This is a genomic window from Nonomuraea sp. NPDC050404 (assembly GCF_040655495.1).
In the GTDB taxonomy this organism is placed as follows: Bacteria; Actinomycetota; Actinomycetes; order Streptosporangiales; family Streptosporangiaceae; genus Nonomuraea.
Genome location: NZ_JBFAKB010000038.1, coordinates 29,922 through 49,451, shown reverse-complemented (window position 1 = coordinate 49,451; position 19,530 = coordinate 29,922). Strand labels below are relative to the sequence as shown.

The following is a 19,530-nucleotide window of genomic DNA, read 5'->3' as shown; positions in this document are numbered from 1 at the left end:
CGAAAGGGCCGGTGACGGTCAGGCGGCGGGCGCCTCCCAGGTCAGTCGCCACGTGACCGGCCCCACGATCCCGTCGTCCCGCACACCCTGTTGCCGCTGGAACTGGCGGCACGCCTCGCTCGACCGGCTGCCGTACGCGCCGTCCGCCTCCAGGTCGAAGCCGCGCTCCCGCATCCGCTCCTGCCAGGCACGCACATCCTCGCCGCGCATGACCGGCGGATACTTCAGCAGCCGTCCTGGAAACGCCGGCGTCGCAGGCGGGGTCGGGGTCGGGGTCGGGGCGGGGGTTCCGTCCTCCTTCGGCCGGGGCGCGCCGCGTTTGACCCAGTCGTAGAGGGGGTCGCCGGGGCAGTCGGTGGCATAACCGTCGCGGTGCCCCTTGATCTCCTTACCGGCGCGGCCGTGCAGGCGTACGTACTCGACCGCGTCGAGGATCGCGCGCAACATCGCGGTGGGCGGCTCGACCAGGCCCACGTTCCCGACCAGTCCCAGCACGGCGTAGTGGCCCGCGTTCAGCCCGGGGCCGTTCGCGGCGGGCAGCCGATACAGGCCGCGCCCCTCGAACACCTTCTGGTGCGGACAGGCGACGTAGGAATTGCCGGTGAAGTAGACGGTGCCGGCGCGACGGGCCAGCCAGCTTTGGTTCTCAGTCCGAGGGCACCAGATCTCACCGTGATATGTCTCCCTGGTGATTGTGAAAGAACCCCTGCGCAGGGCCATACGGGGGCCGAAATACTGCTGTTGCCGGATGTGGACCTCCCACATGCCGCTCTTGCACGACTCCGTGGGCGGCCTGCGGCGCAGGGACGCCGAGGCGCCGGTCAGCAGCACAGCGAACATGAACGCCTCGGCAGCGGCCCGGTCCTTCTGCGCCAGCAGGTTCTTTCCGCCGTTGTCCGCCGCGAGCGAGGTCTCGATGAACAGTGCGAGTTGCGCCCTGGTGAGGGAGAGCAGGAATTCGTGGCCGGTGACCCTCCCCGGCGCCACCTCGACCAGCTTTCGTCCGGCGTCGGCGGACAGGTGGAATTCGACGAGATGCCTGTTCGGAGCCTCCCGCCACCGAGGCACTCCATCCGTTCCCCGGCCGAGCCGGGGAAACTGCGCCACGGGAGGCCCGAAGACGGCCCCGAGCGCTGCTCGGATCCTGGCCACGTATGCCGAGTTCTTCAACGATTGGTACAGGGTGACGTTCGTCGAACGTTCTCCGCCGCGCAGAAGGGACGCATGCCCCTCCGTCCAGAACCAGGCGACGAGTTCGACGAAAGCATCGGACCACTTCGGCTCTGCGGGCAGTTCCGCGCAAGGGGCGGCGAGTGGGACTCGATCCCAGTAACCGATGGTTTCCGTGGTCACCCATAGGCGCTCGAAGCTGGTGGCATCCCGAGGGGCCTTTCCGGCACGCAGCCATCTGCCGTCAGGTCCCGTCCGCCTGCCCTCAGCCGTGCGCCTGCGTCGTCGCTCAACCGGCCAGCGGTGTTGCGGCGTGGTCAGCGAGGAGTGACAGGAGCCCTCCATACGCACCATTTCGCGGGCACGGGCAGGGAAGACGCAGACTTCCAGAACCGGCTGCCATTCCGACATACCGGTTTCGTGGTTGAGAGTGAGGACCGTGTCCCCGGCACGCAGTGACCGGTAATCCTGCCAGCCCTGCCGCGTCAGGATTTCCGTTTCCTCATCCACGCAGTAGCCGATGTCGATCCAGCCGTTGCCATCCATGTGGTACCCCTGAATGGACTGGACCAGAGCAACGCATTCATCATGGTTTGCCACGATGCTCGGGGAGACCGCTCCGCCCGTGTAGTGAACTTTGACCCCTTTGGTGGAGTCGAGCTGCGTGTAGTCGCCGCGTGGTGTACGCGCCAGCCAGTCGCGCCGCGCTACCAGATCGATGGCCATGGTTGCTCTCCGGGGGTCGAGAACATGATGACTGAGCGTAACGCGGCGACCGCGTCCGGGTCTCCGTGATCGGCGAATTCCCCCTACGGCCTGATCACCCGCTGGTCGGTCACGATCGCGCTGATGAGGTCGTGCGGTGTCACGTCGAACGCCGGGTTCAGCACCGGTGTGCCCTCGGGCGCCACGCGTACGCCCCTGACGTTCACGACCTCCTCCGCGCCCCGATCCTCGATCTCGATCTGGTCGCCCGACGGGGTGCCGGGGTCGATCGTGGACTCGGGCGCGACGACGATGAACGGCACGCCGGCCCGTTCCGCGCCGAGCGCGAGCGCGTACGAGCCGATCTTGTTGGCGGTGTCGCCGTTGGCGGCGATGCGGTCGGCGCCGATGAGCACCGCGTCCACCCCGCCCTTGGCCAGCAGGTACGGCCCGGCCGAGTCGGCGATGAGGCGGTGCGGCGCGCCCATCCTGGCCAGTTCCCAGGTGGTGAGCCTGGCGCCCTGCAGCAGCGGCCGGGTCTCCAGCGCGAGCACCTCGGCCAGGCGCCCGCGCTCGTGCAGCGTCTGGACGACGCCGAGCGCGGTGCCGCGTTCGACGGCGGCCAGCCCGCCGGTGTTGCACACGGTCATGATCCGCAGCCGGTCGCCTTCGAGCAGGTCGGCCCCGCGTTCGCCCATGGCCCTGCAGGCGGCGATGTCCTCGTCGCGGACCCGCAGCGCCGCCGCGAGCACCGCCTCGCGGCCCTGCGGCAGATGGGCGGCGGCCTGGTCGACGCCCCAGGCGAGGTTGACGGCGGTGGGCCGGGCGGCGCGGAGTGCGGCGATCTGGGCGGGATCGCCGTCGGCCAGGACGACGCCGAGCGCCCCCGCCACGCCGAGTGCGGGCGCGCCGCGCACGGCCAGCCGCCGGATGGCCTCAATGAGCTCCCCGACGGTGCTGATGCGCAGCATCACGCACTTGTCGGGGAGCAGGGTCTGGTCCACGAGCTCGATGGCTCCGTCGGTCCAGTCGATGGTCCTCACGGGCAAACGCTAACTTAAACCACCGGCGGTGGGCAGCGTTCTAGCGTTCGGCGAGGACGATTACCGAGTCCTTCTGCCCCAGGACGATCGGTTCGTTCTTGTCGGGGTTCAGCACGATGCCGTAGTGCGGCGGGTTGTTGCGGGCCGTGGAGTTGCGATAGCCGATGGCCGTCTCGCCCCTGCGCCGCGCCGACTCCACGACCGTGGAGAAGGAGACCCGCGTGCCGGTCTTGACGTATTCGCCGGCGGGGCGGGGGTAGATCTCCGAGCCGCGCGAGTCGAAGAGGTAGGCGAAGACGTCGGCCAGGTGCCGGTTCTCGGCGAGCTGGGCCAGGAGCAGGCCGATGACGGTGTCGCTGATCACGATGTCGTCGGCCTCGGTGACCTCGGCGAGCGAGCGGTTGTTCTCGTCGTGCATCTCGCTGACGATCGAGTAGTGCTCGCCGAGCGCGGTCTGCATGTCGCGCAGTTGCAGCAGCGTCATGAGCGTGCGCGTGTCGGAGTGGTGGGGGTCGAAGCGGTCGTCGGACAGCACGACGACGTGCTGGAACAGGCCGACGCCGAGCGACTCCAGGGCGAACCTGTCGGTGGTGTCGCAGTCCTTGACGTTCACGGTGAGGTTGCGCAGGCCCACGAGGCTCGAACCGGCGCCGGGGTGGTCGGCGGCGATCTCCAGGACCGAGCCGGGGGCGACGTAGCCGTCGAGGTAGCGAACGATGTGCTCGGCGCGGCCGTTCCAGTTGAGCAGGAGCGTGCGCTCGGTCGCCGTGGGTGTCAGATCCGAGGTGACGATCGCGGACTCGTCGAGTGACGGCTTGCCGGCCGCCAGGCGTACGTGGGAGTCGTCGTGCGCGATGACGATGACCTCGTCGTCGGCGTTGATGACGGTGTCCGTGGCGGGGTTCAGCACGACGCCGGATGGCCGGCGCAGGCCGATCACGGAGGCGGTCTGGTAGGCGTGCAGCGCGTCCCCGTACGTGACGCCCACGAGCTTCTTCGGCGTGCGCAGGTAGATCTCGCCGCCGTCGAAGTTCAGCAGGTCCATGCAGACCACGGACATGCCGGACTGGCGCGAGGACTGCACGATGAGCCTGGAGGCGGTGTCGTCGGAGTCGACCAGGTGCACGTCCGGGCCGCCGGCCAGGCGGGCGGCGGCGATGTTGCGGCTGGAGGTGAGCCCGGCGACCACCGGCGGGTGGATGCCGTCGCGCTTGGCCAGCGCGAGCAGGATCTTGATGACGTGGGCGTCGGGGTCCTCGCTCTCGGGCGAGAGCACGACGACGGAACGGGCCGCGGCCAGGTTCATCAGCGACAGGTCGCGCGGCTCGGTCGGCCGCCCGGTCCGGCAGACCACCCTGGTCCTGCCGAGATCGCCGATGTGCTCGCGGATGGCCTCTTCCATCTCCAGCTTGTCCCGGTCGGCCAGAATGGCGATCACCGAGTTGCGCTGGCTGGCGTGCGCCTTGACCAGCTCGGACACGATCGTGAACACCTGGTCGGACCAGCCGAGCACCACCGTGTGCCCCGACTCCACGATGCGTGAGCGGCCCCTGCGCAGGCGGTCCACCTTCTGCTTGAGCCCGTTGGACAGCAGACCGACGAGCATGCTGACGATGAACAGGCCGCCCAGGGAGCCCGCGAACATCACCGTCATGTACGGGATCGTGCCCTCGTCGCTGGCCACCCTGCCCGGGGTGAGTGCGTGCATGAGAGCGATCCAGAGCACTTCCCCCGCGTGACTCACGCCCTCGGGCTCACCGGGCGCCAGCCACAACGTGAGCCCCGTCACGACCACGATCAGCCCGATCGACACCACGAACAGCCAGCCGATCAACGACGTCGTGCCTCTGGACATGGTGTTGTCGAACCAGTACCGCGCTCTTTCGCGGAACGTGATCTTCGACACTTCCCCGATACCTCCGCGTAAGGAGTGATTTAACCGACGACATAAGGTACCGGTGGATCTTTGCTTCCGCATGGCGACAGGTAACGTATCGGCCTATGGTTTTCCCCCTCGCCCCGGACGACCCGGCGACGCTCGGCGGGTTCCGCCTGGCCGGCCGGCTGGGCGAGGGCGGGCAGGGCGTGGTCTACCTCGCCCACGGCCATGACGGCGAACCCGTCGCGATCAAGCTGCTGAGCACGGGCGACAGGGAGACGCGGGCCCGCCTCGCGCGCGAACTGGACGCGCTGGAGAGCATCGCCTCCTTCTGCACCGCCCGGGTCATCGACGTCTCGACCGGCGGGCCGCGGCCGTACGTGGTGAGCGAGTACGTCGAAGGCCCCTCACTGGCCGAACGGGTCGCCCAGCGCGGCCCGCTGCGCGGCGGTGAGCTGGAACGCCTGGTCGTCGGCACGGCCACCGCGCTGGCGGCCATCCACGCGGCCGGGATCGTGCACCGCGACTTCAAGCCGGCCAACGTGCTGCTCGGGCCGGACGGACCGCGGGTGGTGGACTTCGGCATCGCCAGGGCCGAGGGGGCGGCGACGATGACGTCGGGGCTGATCGGCACGCCCGCCTACCTGTCGCCCGAGCAGATCGCCGGCACCCCCGCCGGGCCGGCCTCCGACGTGTTCGCGTGGGCCGCCTCAATGGTGTTCGCCGCCTCGGGGATCAGCCCGTTCGGGGCCGACACCGTGCCGGCGGTGCTGCACCGGGTGCTGCACGCCGAGCCGGACCTGTCGGTGCTGCCGCCGCGGCTGCGCGAGGTGCTCGCCTCCTGCCTCGTCAAGGATCCGGCGCGGCGGCCCACGGCGGCGCAGCTCATGGTGTCCCTGGTCAACCCGAGGACCCCGCCGCAGAACGCGCGCCAGGGATCCGCCCCTCCGCCCCCGCACGGCTTGGGATCTGGGCCTGGGGCGTACAACCCGCCCCCTCACCAGGGCGTGCCGCATGACGGCGGGCCCACCGGGCCGCAGGGCAGCGCGGAGGGCACGGAAGGCACGAAGCGCGGGGGCCGTTCGAGCCGCGCGCTCATCGCCGTCGTGGCGGTCGTGGCCGCCCTGGGCGCGGCCGGCGCCACCGTGCTCCTGCTGGACCGCACCCCCGACCCGGGCATCCGGCCCACACCGCCGGCCGTGGCCCCCTCCGGCACCGCGCGACCCGCCCAGAGCCCGGAGCCCGCGGAGACGGAAAAGAGCGACGTCGGCGAACCTGCGTCGCTGAAGATCCCGGCCGCTTTCGTGGGTGAGTGGTCGGGCCGCACCACCAGCACGAACCCGTTCAACGCCGGCGACACCGAGAACCAGGTGGAGCTTGAGGAGGGTGAGTCCACCGCGGCGTGGGAGGAGCACAGGGGCGACACCGAGTGCAAGAGCGACATCGCCCTGACCAAGGTGGAGGCCGAACGGCTGACCTTCCGCCTGAGCCAGATCGAGGGTCCGTGTGTCCCCGGCACCATCACCCTTGAGCTGCGGGGCAACGACCTCACCTACACCTGGCGCGACGTTCCCGGCGCCGGTCTCGTCACCGAGACGGGTACTCTCAAGAGGAACTGAAAGCGGATTCCCCAGCAAAAGCCTTCGACATACGGCGCCGAGACGGGAGATCATCAACGGTATGTCTGTGATCAGGGAGGTGCCGTTCCCCAGCCCGGACTCCTCCGAGCTCCCGATGAACATCTGGATCGACGACGCCGACTCCGCCATCGACGTCATCGACGCGCTGGCGCTGTCGCCGTTCGCGACGGGCGCGCAGCCATGGTCGCGCCTGGCCAATCTGGAGCGGGTACGCCCCGACGCCACGCTCGCCCCGGCCGGCGGGCGCGTCCTGCGTACCGCGCGGGTCGAGGACGGCTCGGAGTCGCGGCTGATCTGCGGCGACGGCTGGACCCTGCGCGTCGTGCGGCACCGCAACAGGACCGCGACCGTCAGCGTCACGGCGGTCGATGAGGATCTGGCCAAGACGGTGCTCGCCGAGAGCATCGAGGGCGCCGAGGAGCCCGTGCCCGACGTCGATCACGTCGAGATGGGCTTCTGGTGGCGCGGCATGCACGGCGGCACCCGCTCGGAGAAGCCGATCACCGCGCAGCCCTGGTACGAGATCGCCTCCAACTACTCGGCCAAGGTCCTGCCGGCGCTCAACCGGCTGATGACGATCACCCCCGCCGACGTCAACGGCCGTCTCATCCTGCTGCACGGGCAGCCGGGCACCGGCAAGACCACGCTGCTGCGCTCGCTGGCCAAGCAGTGGCACGACTGGTGCCAGGTGGACTGCGTGCTCGATCCCGAGCGCCTGTTCAACGAGCCCGGCTACCTCATGGAGGTGGCCGTCGGCTACGACACCGACGAGGACACGCAGCGCTGGCGCCTGCTGGTGCTGGAGGACTGCGACGAGCTGATCAGCTCGGGCGCGAAGGCCCAGGCGGGGCAGGGGCTGTCGCGCCTGCTCAACCTCACGGACGGGCTGCTCGGGCAGGGCCGTGACGTCCTGGTGGCGATCACCACGAACGAGGACCTGGCCCGCCTGCACCCCGCCGTCGTCCGGCCCGGCCGCTGCCTGGCGCAGGTCGAGGTGGGGCCGCTGAGCAAGGAGGAGGCGGTCGCGTGGCTGGGGTCGTCGGAAGGTGTGGGGCCGTCGGGGGCGACGCTCGCGCAACTGTACGCCCTGCGCTCCGGCCGCGAGATCACCCCGACGCCCGGCGACGAGTCCACCGGCCTGTACCTCTGACCCACTCCGCGCTTCCTCCGGCCCACCCCGCGCTTTCTCCGGCCCGCGCCGCCTGAGGAAGGCCGGAGGTGGGGCGGGAGCGCTCCCACCTCCCATGGCCGCGCATGATCAGGTCAGGTACGTGTGGAGGCGGCGGGCCTCACGGACGAAGTTGTTCGACGCCCTGCGTCGCGCGATCTCCGCCACGCAGGGCACGGCCCCGCGCGCCCGTGCCCATCGCGCCGCCCGCAAGGCGAACACCAGCCCCTGCGTGTGCCGCGTGTGCGAGCGTTCCCCCGGCGCCGGCAGGAACACCGCCAGGAAACCCGCCATGATCCGCCACACCTCCTGATGCGCCCCGAGCACGGCCGCGCTCTCCAGCGTCTCGAACACCGGTCCCGGCTTGAGCTCCGTCCTGCGTACCAGCAGCGCGAACTGCCGTCCCATCTGCTCGGCGTCGAGTTCCCCCCGGGCGGCCAGCTCCACCAGGGGCCGCGCCCGCCCGGCGGGGTCGGCGGACCGGCTCCGGTCGGCCGCGAAGTACGCCAGCACCAGCGCGACCGCCTCCCCCGGCGGCCCGCCGGCCCGCGCCAGCGCCTCGGCCTGGTACGGCTCGGCGCGGGCCCGCTGCCACCGCTCGATCAGGTGCGGCACGAGGTGCGCCGCGACGGTCTCCCGGTCGGACGGCAGCAGGTACGGCCACCAGTGCATCAACCCGCTGTGCTCCCCCAGCCGATGCCCGACGGCTCCGCCCGGCGGCTCACCGGCCGCCGGGTTCGTGGTCCTCAGGTGCGGCGTCAGCTCGTACAACACCGATCCCGGTCCGGGCGACTCCCTGTCGTCGCCGTACAGCCGGCTGTCGCCTGTCCCCGGTGTCCCCTCCGGCGGGCAGTACCACCAGGAGATCTCCGCGACGGGCTCGGGCCGCGCGCCGCTCATCCAGCACGCCGCCGCCCGGCCGGCCCCTGAGGTGAGCCGCCCTGCCCGCGCCACCACCTCCGCCGGGATCTCGCGTGGCAACCGCAGCAGTGCCTGCCGCAGGTCGGTGGGCATGGCCTCGGCCCCGGCGCGCTCGTAGCCGGCCAGCCGCTCCACCAGTTCCCTCGCGTCCAGGTGGCCGGTCATGTTGGTGGGTTCTGCCAGCAGGTACGGCGGGAGCGTCCCCGCCTCGATCGCGTCGCACACTTCGGCCCAGCGCCGCAGCAGGAACAGGTGCGGCCCCGGCACCTCACCGGCCTCGGGCAACCGCGAGTCCCCCCGTCCGCCCGTCCGCCCCGCCATCAGGCGGACGATCTCCTGAGCCCACTGCGAGACCTCCAGCCATCGCCCGGCCGGCGGCGAATCCCCGCTCTGACGCCTGTCGATCGGCCGCGAGACCAATCGCGAATCCCCGTCCTGGCGCCTCTCGGCCGGCCCCGAGACCAATCGCCCGGCGGGTGGCGAATCCCCGTCCTGGTGTCTGTCGATCGGCCGCGAGGTCAGCCGTGAGACCAGCCCGCCCCGATCCCGCGAGTACAGCCGCACGACCCCCGCCAGCCACAGCTCTGCGGCCTCCCACCTGGCCCCGGTGGGCGGCCCGTCCAGTTCCCGGGCCGCCACGACGGGCGCGGGGAACGCCTTGACCGGGGCCGGCTCGGGCAGCGGCACGGGCGTGAACCCGTCGCTCTCCCCCGGAACCTCACCCGTCTCCGCGCCGAACACCGCCGCCAGCGTCTCGGCCAGACCCTGCGGCAGGACGCCGATCGCGTCCCTGACGGCCTGCGCCCCGTCGCCGGTGAACCGCTTGGCGTGCTTGACCGCCACCCGCACGGCCCTCCCCTGCACGTCGGCGGATTCGCAGGCGAAGGCGTACCCGAGGGCGGGGGCCAGCGGGCCCAGGTCTGTCGCGGGGTCTCCGGCGACCTCGTCGAGCCAGGTGAGCCCGGCCGTCAGCAGCTTGCGCTCGCTCCTGGACAGCAGCGCCCGCAGCGCCTCCGTCACGTCCGCCGGATCCAGGTCCGCCAGCCGCCGCACCTGCCTGAGCGCCGGCTCGGCGACGGCGCCCGGACCGGCGGGCAGCAGCCGCAGGTAGTCGCGGCGGCGCTCGCTCACCTCGTCGTGGGCGGGGTCGAGCAGTTCGTGCAGGCGCAGGAAGAAGCGCAGGTCGGTGGGCTCTCCGCCACGCATGAAACGCCGCAGGCACCCGTTGAGCAGCAGGTCACGCCCGATCCTCCCCTCACGCTCCAGCGTCGTGAGCGCCGCCAGCCAGGTCCGCACCCGCTCACCCTCGGCGGGCCGCTCGTGCACACCGGGCAGCGCCGGGAGCGGCTGGACGAGTTCGTCACGCAGGTCGGGCAGTGCCGGGGGTGAGGTGGCGGGTTCGGAGCGCTGGTCGTCCACGCCGGGCAGCGTCGGGGGTGAGATGGCCTCTTCGGGGCACTGGTCGTCTACGCCGGGCAGCGCCGGAGGTGGGGTGGCTCGTTCGGGGCGCTGGTCGTACACGCCGGGTAAGACCGGCAGGGGGTCGGCGCGTTCGGTGCGCAGGACGCGGCCGACCCCCTCCGCCTCGAACAGGCGGGGCAGCAGGTGGTCGAGCAGCGGATCCTCGCGCAGTTCCGCCGCGACGGGGGTGCGGGCGGCCCAGGCCACCACGAGCGGGTCGTGCCGGGGCGGGACGGCGCCGGTGCGGCGCAACATCGAGAGCACGAGCGTGGCCATGCCGTCCTGGCCGCCACGCCTGCGCGGGACGGGACGGAGCCTGCGCGCGGCACGGACCGCGAAGTCGGCCTGCCAGGCGGCGGGGCGGGCAGCGAGCACGCGTTCGAGCACGGCCCAGGTGCCGTCGTCCGAGCGGTGCTGCAGGTCGCGGCGGCTGAGCCAGGCGGCCACCGCCGCCGCGCCGCCGATGGCCACCGCGCCCGCCACCCGCATGGCGCCGGCCCAGCTCTCGTCGCGGCCGGTGTGGACGGGCCGGTTCCAGGGGGCGTCCCAGCGCCAGCGTTCGTGGTCGTAGACGGTACGGCCGGCGCGGGCTCCCGCGCGTACGTACTCCTGCCAGGCGGCCTCGTTGGCCCGGTCGCGCCTGGCCACGCGCTCCTGCGTACGAGCCTGCGCCCGCTTCTCGGCCACGACGACGTGCCCCGGCAGCGCGCCGGCCACCGCACGGCGAGCCCGTTCGTCCAGACCCAGCACACACTCGGCCACCAGCTCGGGGTCACCACTGTCGATGGCAGCCACCACGGCCTCCCACACCGCACTGACCGACACCCCCGCGCCCCCGACCCCCGCACCGGCCGAATCCCCCGCGTCCCCGACCTCCGCTCCGGCCGCATCCCGGGTCGGCCCTGCCCCCATGCCTGTGGCCCAGGCGGGTCCGAGTCCCGGGCCGGGCGTGTCGCGCTCCGCTCCCGCGATCACGGGGTTGCCTCCACCGCCGCACGGGCGGCGATCCGGGCGGCGAGCACGTGTTTGCACGGCCCGCGTGAGCCCCGGTGGTCGTACCACCACGGGCACGTGCACTGTCCCTCGGCGATGCGCACCAGCCGCACGCCGCCCGGGGTCGTGACCTCGGCGCTGTCGTCCGGGAGCAGGCGGACGGCGTGCGAGTCCACCAGCCGCCTGGCCGCCGTGAGGCGCGGGTTGAGCTCGGCCACCTGGTCCTTGTCGTAGGGCAGTTCCCGGTGGAAGTGGGCGGCCTCGTGCAGGTCGTAGCCGACGCGGCCGGCGGTGCCGAGCTGGGTGAGCGCGGCGCGTACCCGCTCGATCGGCAGTCCGGCGCGTTCGGCGAGCAGCCCCAGTTCGACGGTGGGCTCGAAGTTGAGCAGCATGCCGACCACGTCGGCGTCGCCGGCGGCCTGCTCGGTGGCCAGGTCGTCGAGGACCTGGCCCTCGCCGGAGAAGCCGCGCGCCGGGTGGGGCGAGACGGCCAGCGTGTAGCGCATGCCGGGCAGCTCCAGCTCCCACGCGCTCGCCGTGGACGAGCCATCGGCCGAACCGCCTGCAGAACCGTATGCCGAGCCGCTGGCCGAGCCGTATGCCGAGCTACTGGCCGAGCCGTTCGCCGGGCCGTTCGCCGGGCCGTTCGCCGGGCCGCCGGCGGGGCCGTAGACGCGCAGGGCCTTGGCGAAGCGGAGCAGTGGCATCAGCGTGACCACCCGCCCGGTGCCCTGCAGGCACACGCCGCCGCGCGTGGCGGCGGCGGACGGGCGCAGGTCGCGGCCGGACGGGACGGCCCAGATGGCGGAGCGGGCGCCCTTGGGCAGCGAACGCAGGAACCGTACCGCCTGCGGCCCCGCCAGCTCGGCCCGCAGATCCCACCCGGCGGCCATCACCTGCACCTCGGCGAACCCGCGCAACCACCGCGTCGGCAGCGGCACCTTCTTCTCCACCACCGCCCCGTCGAGCGTGGTGACGGTCAGCTCGTCGGGCCCGACGCCCACGTGGAGCGGGTCCCTGCCGCCCACCCTGGCCAGCGATTCGCGCAGCGGCCCGTTGACGTCGACGTTGGTGGTGCCCCGGTCGAGCACGTCGCCGTCGAGTTCGAGCACGTCGAGACGGGCGTAGACGCCGCCGCAGGCCGAGAACGACTCGAACCGCAGCCGCCCGCCGTCGCAGGTCACCACCGGGTCGCGGGTCCAGCCGGGCCGGGGCTGGTGGTAGCGCGCGAGCGCCACGTCGGCCACGGCCAGCAGCCCCGCGGCCGCGGGGGCGGCGTGGGTGAGCAGCCCGCTGAAGAAGCGGGGGTGGGCCTGCGGCCCGGATAACGCCGTACCGCCGGACGTCGAGAGGCCGAGCCTGCCGTCGGACAGCATGGAGGGCCCGGCGTAGGAGTACGCCTGTGTCGCTGAAGTCATGTCCGGAACCATAGAGATGATCACCGACACAATCGGTCCCGTACGTAAAACATCCGATGTGCGACATGCGGTGCGAAAGCACAATGTGTTCAGTGCTCACCGTCGATCTGGCCCGCGTCGCCTTCGCCCGCTTCGCCGTACTCGCCGAAGCGAACGCACGGACCGCCGAGACGAACGTACGGAACGGCGAGCCGGACATACGCAACGATGAGCTGGACGTATGGAACGGTGAGCTGGACGTACAGGCCGCCGGGACAGGCGTGCGGGCCGCCGAGCCGGGTGTGCGGAAAGGCGAGCCGGGCGTACGGAACGGTGAAGCGGGTGTGTGGATCAGTGGGGAACGCCTGATCGGGTTCGCGGCCACCCAGATCGTGCCCTCGTGGACCGCGCGCACCCCGCCCGGCTCCTGGATCGAGATCGCGCTGCGGGCCAGGACGGCCGGGGGCGAGCTGACCAAGTGGTACGTCATGGGCCGCTGGTCCGAGCACGGCGACCCGCGTACCTCGGTGCCCGGCCAGGGCGACGCGCATGGGGACGTGGCGGTGGACACGTTCGTGGCCAGGCGGCCGGTGGTGGCCTACCAGGTACGGGTGAGCAGGCATGGCGACGGCGCCCGGGTGACCGGCCTGAGCGTGATGGCCTCGGCACTGCCGCCCGGCCCGCCCGAGCCCAGCGCGCCGGGGCCGGGCGGCGCGGTGGAGCTGGCGGTGCCCAGGCACTCGCAACACGCGCACGCCGGGCACCATCCGCGCTACGACGGCGGGGGCGCCAACTGGTGCGGCCCGGCGTCGGTGGCCATGGTGCTGGGCTTCTGGGGTCGCGGCCCGGAGCCCGGGGAGCTGGGCTGGGTGGGCGACGGCGATCCCGCGCCGGCCGTCGATCACGCGGCGGCGGGCACGTACGACGAGAGCTATCAGGGCACCGGCAACTGGCCGTTCAACGTGGCCTACGCGGGACGGTACGGGCTGGCCGGATTCGTCACGCGGCTGCGCTCGGCGGCGGAGCTGGAGCTGTTCCTGCGGGCCGGCATCCCGGTGATCACCTCGCAGTCGTTCAAGGCGCGCGAACTGCCGGGCTCCTGCTACTCCACCGGCGGCCACCTCCTGGTCGTCACCGGTATCACGGCCGGCGGCGACGTGATCGTGAACGACCCGGCCGCCGCGAGCGACGCCGAGGTCCGCCGGGTCTACCCGCGGGCGGCGTTCGAGCACGTGTGGCTGCGCGCCTCCGGCAGCGGCGGCATCGCCTACGTGCTGCATCCCCCAGACGCCCCCCTTCCTCCATCTACCATCGGCAATTGGTGAGTCAGTACATGAGCATTCGACCGATCGACGTGGCCCGTACCGACGGCGGCCCCCAGTGGGTGGAGGCGGTGGCCACGCCCGCCGGCGTCGAGGTGTGGTGGGACGAGCCGCGCCCGCACGAGGGCGGCAGGCGCTGCGTGGTGCGCCGCCTGCCGGACGGCTCCCGCGTGGACGCGCTGCCCGAGCGCTGGAACGCCCGCAACCGGCTCGTGGAGTACGGCGGCCGTTCCTGGCGGCCTCTTCCCGCGGGCGGCCTGGTCTTCACGAACTGGTCCGACCAGCGCCTGTACCGCCTGAACAGCACCACTCCCGGCCCGGACAGCGCTGCTCCCGGCCCGGACAGCGCTGCTCCCGGCCCGGACAGCGCTGCTCCCGGCCCGGACAGCGCTGCTCCCGGCCCGGACACCACCGCTCCCGGCCCACACGGCACAGCTCCAGGTCCAGACGGCGCTGCTCCCCGTCCGGGTGGCGCTGGGATCGGCCGGGACGGTGCCGCTCCCGTGCCGCTCACGCCGGAGGGCCTGTCCCGCTACGGTGACCTCTACCTTCCGCCCGGCAGGGACGAGGTGTGGGCGGTCAGGGAGCTGGAAGACGTGCGGGACCTGGTGGCGGTGCCCCTGGATGGGGGCCCGCTCAGAGTGGTCGCCAAAGCCCAGCATTTCCTGATGAATCCCCGCATCTCCCCCGACAGCCGACATGTCGCCTGGATCGGCTGGGACCACCCGAACATGCCCTGGGACGGCACGGAGCTGTGCGTGGCCCCGCTGCGCGAGGACGGCACGGCCGGCCCGTACGAGGTGATCGCGGGCGGCCCCAGCGAGTCGGTGACCCAGGCCGAGTGGCGCGACGAGGCGAGCCTGTACGCGGTGACCGACCCCACCGGCTGGTGGAACATCCACCTCCTGCGGCTGGACGGCTCCCCCGCCCGCAACCTGACCCCGATGGAGCTGGAGTTCGGCCCGGCAGTCTGGAAACCGGGCCTGACCTGCTTCGCCGTGGCCGAGGACGGCCGCCTGGTCGTCGTCTACGGCACCGCCGACCACCGCCGCCTGGGCGTACTGGACCCGGAGGACGGCAGCCTGAGAGACATCGGCGGCACGGCCACCCACTGGTCATCGACCGTCTCCGTCGCAAGCGGAGAAGCGGGTGGAGGAGCCGGTGGAGGAGCCGGTGGAGGAGCCGGTGGAGGAGCAACCGCAGGAGCCGCTGGAGGAGCGGGCCGAGACGCGGGTGGAAAGGCGGGCGGGGAGGCCGTGGCCGTGGCGGTGGGGGCGACGCCGTACACGCCGCTGGAGGTGACGCTGGTCGGTCTGGACGACGGCGCGCACGAGGTGGTCTCGCCGCGCAAGCCCCTGCCCGACCGCGCGCTGCTCCCCACCCCGGAGGCCGTCACGATCGAGGGTGTGCACGCACACCTCTACCCACCGGCAGGCGTACGGGGACCAGGACCGTACGTGATCTTCGTGCACGGCGGCCCCACCGGCCACCTGCCGATCATGCTCGACCTGGAGATCGCCTACTTCACCAGCAGGGGCATCGGCGTGGCCGTGGTCAACTACGGCGGCTCCACCGGCTACGGCCGCGCCTACCGGGAGCGGCTGCGGCACCGGTGGGGCGTGGTGGACGTGCAGGACTGCGCCAAGGTGGCGCGCGGCCTGGTGGAGCTGGGCCGGGCCGACGCGCACAAGCTGGCCATCAGGGGCGGCAGCGCGGGCGGCTGGACGACGGTGGCGGCGCTGGTGCACAGCGACGTGTTCGCGGGCGGGGTGGCGCACTACGCGATCACCGACCCGGAGAGCTGGGCGGCCGAGACGCACGACTTCGAGTCCCGTTACCTGGACGGCCTGGTCGGCCCGCTGCCCGAGACCCGGCAGCGCTACACCGAGCGCTCCCCGTTGCTGAACGCCTTCCGCGCCTCCGGCCCGGTCCTCATGCTGCACGGCCTGGAGGACGCGATCGTGGACGTGAGCCAGGCCCGGCGCTTCACCGAGGAACTGGACAGGCACGGCAAGGAGTGGGCGCTGCTCACCTTCCCCGGCGAGCAGCACGGCTGGCGCAGGGAGGAGACTATCGTCGCGGTGCTGGAGGCGGAGCTGGCCTTCTACGGGCTGATCTTCGACATGGAGACGCCCGGTGTGCCGTCGTTGACGCTGAAGGGACGAAAGTGAAGAGCGTTGCCGAGATCTGCTCGGATCTGATCAGGTTCGACACCACCAACCCGGGCTCGGGAGAGCGCCCGGCCGCCGAGTACGTGGCCACACTGCTGGCCGAGGCCGGCCTGGAACCGACGGTGTTCGAGTCGGCGCCCAAGCGGACCACCGTCGTGGCCAGGATCGACGGCGACTCCCGCGACGCGCTGCTGGTGCACGGCCACCTGGACGTGGTGCCCGCCGACCCGGCCGAGTGGCGGCTGCACCCGTTCTCCGGGGAGATCACCGACGGTTGCGTGTACGGCCGGGGCGCGGTCGACATGAAGGGCTCGGTCGCGATGACCCTGTCCACCGTGCTCGGCATGCTGGCCCGGGGCGAGCGCCCCCGGCGGGACCTGGTGCTGGCCTTCCTCGCCGACGAGGAGGCCACCGGCGACTACGGCTCGCGGCACGCCGTCCGCGAGCACCGGGAGTTGTTCGACGGCGTGACCGAGGCCATCAGCGAGTCGGGCGGGTTCAGCGTGAGCTCGGGCGGGCACCGGGTGTACCCGATCGCGGTGGGCGAGCGCGGGACCGCCTGGATGAAGCTGACCGCGCACGGCGTGGCCGGGCACGGCTCGCGCCCGCCGGTGGACAACCCGGTCGCGACGCTGGCGCACGCGTTGTCGCGGGTGGCCGCGCACCAGTGGCCGGTGCGCCTGACGCCGTCGGTGGCGGCGCTCATCCGCAGCCTGTCGGAGATCACCGGCCGGCCGATCGACCTGGACCGGCTGGACGCGGAGGCGGCCCGGCTCGGGGCGCTGGGCAGCCTGTTCAAGGGCCAGATCCGCAACTCGGCGAACCCGACGATGCTGGAGGCCGGTTACAAGGTCAACGTCGTGCCCTCGACGGCATCGGCGCACGTGGACGGGCGTTTCCTGCCGGGGCTTCAGGAGGAGTTCCTGGCGACGATCGACGAGCTGCTCGGTCCGAAGATCACCCGCGAGTTCGTGAACCTGGAGGACGCGCCCGACGCGCCCTACCCCGCGCCGTTCTTCGACGAGCTGGCCGCGTCCCTGGTGGCCGAGGATCCGCAGGCCAGGCCGGTCCCGTACGTGATGGCCGGCGGCACCGACGCCAAGTCCTTCGCCGCGCTCGGCATCAAGGGGTACGGCTTCGCGCCGCTCATGCTCCGGCCCGACCTGGACTACTTCGGGATGTTCCACGGCAAGGACGAGCGTGTCCCGGTGGAGGGCCTGGAGTTCGGCACCCGCGTACTGACTCGCCTTCTGACCTAATACGTCACTCAGGCGGCCCGAACCAGGTGGTGAGCGCGTCGGCGAGCCCGTCGCGCCCACCCGCCCACGCGACATAGCCGTCGGGCCGCACCAGCAGCCCGCTCACGTCCTCCAGCCCCGATCCCGCCCGCGCCCACGCGAACCCCACCCGCCCGCGATATCCGGCCACGGCATCACCAACCGCCCCCGGCCCCTCATCCGGCTTTACGAGCTCGACGACCAGCCCGCGCCCATCCCGCATCCGCCCGGCGAGCCCTTGAGAACCCTCGCCGCCGAGAAGCTCCAGCTCGGGAGCGAACCCCCCGACGAAGGGCCGACCCGGCGCGTAGTCCACCGCCGTCCCCGTCATCATGCCCGCGAAGTACCGCCACGCCTCAGGCAGCTCCAGCACCTCACCCAGTACCTCCCGCAACGCGTCCACCTGCGCCCCGGGCCGCATCAGCGCCACCTGCGCCCGCACGTTACGCAACACCGTGTCCGCCACCGGATGCCGCTCGGCGGTATAGCTGTCGAGCAGGCTCTCAGGCGCCGCCCCCCGAACCACCAGCCCCAGCTTCCACCCCAGGTTGACGGCGTCCTGCAGCCCCAGGTTGAGCCCCTGCCCGCCGATCGGCGAGTGCACGTGCGCCGCGTCCCCCGCCAGCAACACCCGCCCTTTCCTGTACGTCTCCGCGTGCCGGGTGTTGTCGCCGTACCGGATCCCGGTCTCCACGTGTTCGACGACCACCTCCAGCCCGGTCACCCGCCGCAGGCTGCCCTGCAGTTCGGCGGCCGTCACGGGCGCGTCCCGCTCACCGGGCCCTTCGCCGAACTCGATGGTCGCGATCTCCCCCGGCCCCCAAACGGCCATGGACCCGCCGCCGTGGGAACGGTGGCGGGCCCATGCCTCTTTCAGGGTGGCTCGTTGCCAGACGTCAGGCGAACTTGGTCTTCGGCCGTTCCTGCAGCTCACCGTCCACGTACACGTCGAGCTTCTCGTCGTAGAAGGCGACCAGCCCGGCGACCTTGGTGCTCTCCGGCAGCGGCGTCCGGTACGACCACGCCAGGTCCTTCTTGCCGTTGACCGACCAGTACTGGGCCGTGCCCTTGTAGGGGCAGTGGGTGACCGTGTCGGTGTGTTCCAGCAGGTCCAGGCGCACGTCGGTCTTCGGCAGGTAGTAGCGGGTGGGCAGCCCGGTCTCGAAGAGCAGGTGCGGGTTGCGGGAGTCGGCCACGGTGACGCCGTCCACCTCGATCCGCACGTGCCGCGAACTGGGCAGGATGTCAACCCTGGTGTACGGGTCGCGCGGGTGGAAGAACACCTCCTCGTCCTCCTCGAACCAGGCGTCCATGGCGTCCCACTCGAAACGCACGTACCCGCGGATCTGCTCCAGCGGCGAGTCCGGGTAGGCCAGGGCCGCGTCGGCGGCCTCGGCGGTGCCGGAGGTGACCGTGTAGAGCACGGCCTCGCCCCTGCTCGGGGAGCGCTTGGTGGCTCCGGTGGCCTTGAGCGCGGCCTCGTCCACGTCGTTCAGCGGGAAGTAGTAGGTGGGGTAGTAGGGCACCTCCCACACCAGGAGGGCGGAGGTGGTGTCGGCCACCACCCGGCCGCCGAGATAGGTCCTCACACGCTTGGCCGCGGGCTCCACACGCACCCGGCCGCGGTTCGTGGCATCCATGTCCGCGCCAACCCCGCGGGCGACTCCCCTATTCCGGCGTCAGCCCCATCACACGCCGAAGGCCGTAAGGGTCCCCCAGGTCGTCAGCGTGCCCACCACGGTCCCGGCGGCGACCTGGGCCCAGGTGTGGTGCGTCAGGCGTACCCTGGCCCAGCACACCAGCCCCACCACGGCGGCCCCGGCGATCGCGGTCGGCCACGCGGGCAGCACGTGCGCGAACACCACGACCGTGCCGGCGGACACCGCGGCGTGGAAGGAGATCTTCCAGCGCAACGTGATCGGCACGGTCACGGCCAGCGCCGCCAGCATCGCGGTCACGGTGGCCAGGAGCAGCGTCGGCGCGCCCATCACGACCAGCAGCGCCAGCGCCACCAGCACGGCCGCCACCGCCGAGAGCAACGGCCCGGTACGACGGGCACGATCCACGATGTGGTGGGAGTCGAGCCGCCCCGACCGCACGCCCACCGCGATCACCGCCGCCGGCACGCCACCGCAGAACGCCGAGGCCACCAGCCCCCACACGGCCCCGGCCCAGCCCTGCGCGACCAGGCCGACGATCGGCGGCATGGCGATCACCAGCACCTGCGGTGCCAGCAGGTTCGTCACCCGTTTCGCCACGATGTCGGCCGTCATGTCAGGACACATTACGCGATCATGAGCCACGCCCGTCCCATCGGCCCACCATGGGCCCGGCGGAAGGTGCAGGTCCGGGCGGGTCGGGGTCAGACAGGTGGTTCGGGATC

The 19,530-nt window shown here is 72.2% G+C and carries 13 protein-coding genes; 5 read left to right on the top strand and 8 right to left on the bottom strand.

Annotated features, from left to right (window positions below):
* Positions 1–18: 18 nt before the first annotated feature.
* The 3 genes from AB0I81_RS56220 to AB0I81_RS56210 all read right to left on the bottom strand — a co-directional run bounded on the left by AB0I81_RS56220 (position 19) and on the right by AB0I81_RS56210 (position 4,824).
* On the bottom strand, positions 19–1,896 hold the full coding sequence (locus AB0I81_RS56220; protein ID WP_360677218.1) for a peptidoglycan-binding protein: 1,878 nt from the start codon (positions 1,894–1,896) through the stop codon (positions 19–21).
* An 83-nt stretch (positions 1,897–1,979) separates the two neighbouring features.
* Positions 1,980–2,918, bottom strand: a complete 939-nt coding sequence (mtnA, locus tag AB0I81_RS56215) for an S-methyl-5-thioribose-1-phosphate isomerase (RefSeq protein WP_360677215.1) — start codon at positions 2,916–2,918, stop codon at positions 1,980–1,982.
* A gap of 40 nt (positions 2,919–2,958) precedes the next feature.
* On the bottom strand, positions 2,959–4,824 hold the full coding sequence (locus AB0I81_RS56210) for a potassium transporter TrkA (protein ID WP_360677213.1): 1,866 nt from the start codon (positions 4,822–4,824) through the stop codon (positions 2,959–2,961).
* A gap of 95 nt (positions 4,825–4,919) precedes the next feature.
* Here AB0I81_RS56210 and AB0I81_RS56205 point away from each other — a divergent pair, with 95 nt between their 5' ends.
* Both AB0I81_RS56205 and AB0I81_RS56200 read left to right on the top strand, forming a co-directional pair.
* Entirely contained in the window at positions 4,920–6,416 is a 1,497-nt protein-coding gene (locus AB0I81_RS56205; RefSeq protein ID WP_360677211.1) for a protein kinase, read from the top strand.
* A gap of 61 nt (positions 6,417–6,477) precedes the next feature.
* Complete coding sequence (locus tag AB0I81_RS56200; RefSeq protein WP_360677209.1) at positions 6,478–7,587, top strand: DUF5925 domain-containing protein; 1,110 nt, start codon at positions 6,478–6,480, stop codon at positions 7,585–7,587.
* A 108-nt stretch (positions 7,588–7,695) separates the two neighbouring features.
* Here AB0I81_RS56200 and AB0I81_RS56195 read toward each other — a convergent pair whose 3' ends face one another.
* Both AB0I81_RS56195 and AB0I81_RS56190 read right to left on the bottom strand, forming a co-directional pair.
* Positions 7,696–10,962: a hypothetical protein gene (locus AB0I81_RS56195; protein ID WP_360677207.1), complete on the bottom strand. Its 3,267-nt coding sequence runs from the start codon at positions 10,960–10,962 to the stop codon at positions 7,696–7,698.
* Positions 10,959–12,398: an SWIM zinc finger family protein gene (locus AB0I81_RS56190; protein WP_360677205.1), complete on the bottom strand. Its 1,440-nt coding sequence runs from the start codon at positions 12,396–12,398 to the stop codon at positions 10,959–10,961. Before AB0I81_RS56190 ends, AB0I81_RS56195 begins: the two co-directional genes overlap by 4 nt.
* 92 nt (positions 12,399–12,490) lie before the next feature.
* Between AB0I81_RS56190 and AB0I81_RS56185 the strand changes: the two genes are divergently transcribed.
* The 3 genes from AB0I81_RS56185 to AB0I81_RS56175 are packed head-to-tail and all read left to right on the top strand — an operon-like array spanning position 12,491 to position 17,129.
* Entirely contained in the window at positions 12,491–13,702 is a 1,212-nt protein-coding gene (locus AB0I81_RS56185) for a C39 family peptidase (protein ID WP_360677204.1), read from the top strand.
* Positions 13,703–13,710: 8 nt separating this feature from the next.
* Positions 13,711–15,870, top strand: coding sequence for a prolyl oligopeptidase family serine peptidase (locus AB0I81_RS56180; RefSeq protein WP_360677201.1), 2,160 nt, complete (start codon positions 13,711–13,713; stop codon positions 15,868–15,870).
* On the top strand, positions 15,867–17,129 hold the full coding sequence (locus AB0I81_RS56175; RefSeq protein ID WP_360677199.1) for a M20/M25/M40 family metallo-hydrolase: 1,263 nt from the start codon (positions 15,867–15,869) through the stop codon (positions 17,127–17,129). Before AB0I81_RS56180 ends, AB0I81_RS56175 begins: the two co-directional genes overlap by 4 nt.
* A gap of 4 nt (positions 17,130–17,133) precedes the next feature.
* On the opposite strand, the gene AB0I81_RS56170 is transcribed toward AB0I81_RS56175, so the two are convergent.
* From AB0I81_RS56170 to AB0I81_RS56160, 3 genes are read right to left on the bottom strand one after another with little or no spacing between them, the layout of a single operon-like run.
* Positions 17,134–18,081 (bottom strand): FAD-dependent monooxygenase, encoded by a 948-nt coding sequence (locus AB0I81_RS56170; RefSeq protein WP_360677197.1) that lies wholly within the window; start codon positions 18,079–18,081, stop codon positions 17,134–17,136.
* Positions 18,044–18,787, bottom strand: a complete 744-nt coding sequence (locus AB0I81_RS56165; protein WP_360677195.1) for a DUF427 domain-containing protein — start codon at positions 18,785–18,787, stop codon at positions 18,044–18,046. The genes AB0I81_RS56170 and AB0I81_RS56165 overlap by 38 nt, the downstream gene beginning before the upstream one ends.
* 48 nt (positions 18,788–18,835) lie before the next feature.
* Positions 18,836–19,420: a hypothetical protein gene (locus tag AB0I81_RS56160; RefSeq protein WP_360677193.1), complete on the bottom strand. Its 585-nt coding sequence runs from the start codon at positions 19,418–19,420 to the stop codon at positions 18,836–18,838.
* Positions 19,421–19,530 lie beyond the last annotated feature (110 nt).

Bases quoted from the DNA above. Each gene is read 5' to 3' on its own strand.
- AB0I81_RS56220 (WP_360677218.1), bottom strand. From the start codon at position 1,896: ATGGCCATCGATCTGGTAGCGCGGCGCGACTGGCTGGCGCGTACACCA.
- AB0I81_RS56205 (WP_360677211.1), top strand. From the start codon at position 4,920: ATGGTTTTCCCCCTCGCCCCGGACGACCCGGCGACGCTCGGCGGGTTC.
- AB0I81_RS56200 (WP_360677209.1), top strand. From the start codon at position 6,478: ATGTCTGTGATCAGGGAGGTGCCGTTCCCCAGCCCGGACTCCTCCGAG.
- AB0I81_RS56190 (WP_360677205.1), bottom strand. From the start codon at position 12,398: ATGACTTCAGCGACACAGGCGTACTCCTACGCCGGGCCCTCCATGCTG.
- AB0I81_RS56180 (WP_360677201.1), top strand. From the start codon at position 13,711: ATGAGCATTCGACCGATCGACGTGGCCCGTACCGACGGCGGCCCCCAG.
- AB0I81_RS56165 (WP_360677195.1), bottom strand. From the start codon at position 18,787: ATGGATGCCACGAACCGCGGCCGGGTGCGTGTGGAGCCCGCGGCCAAG.
- AB0I81_RS56160 (WP_360677193.1), bottom strand. From the start codon at position 19,420: ATGACGGCCGACATCGTGGCGAAACGGGTGACGAACCTGCTGGCACCG.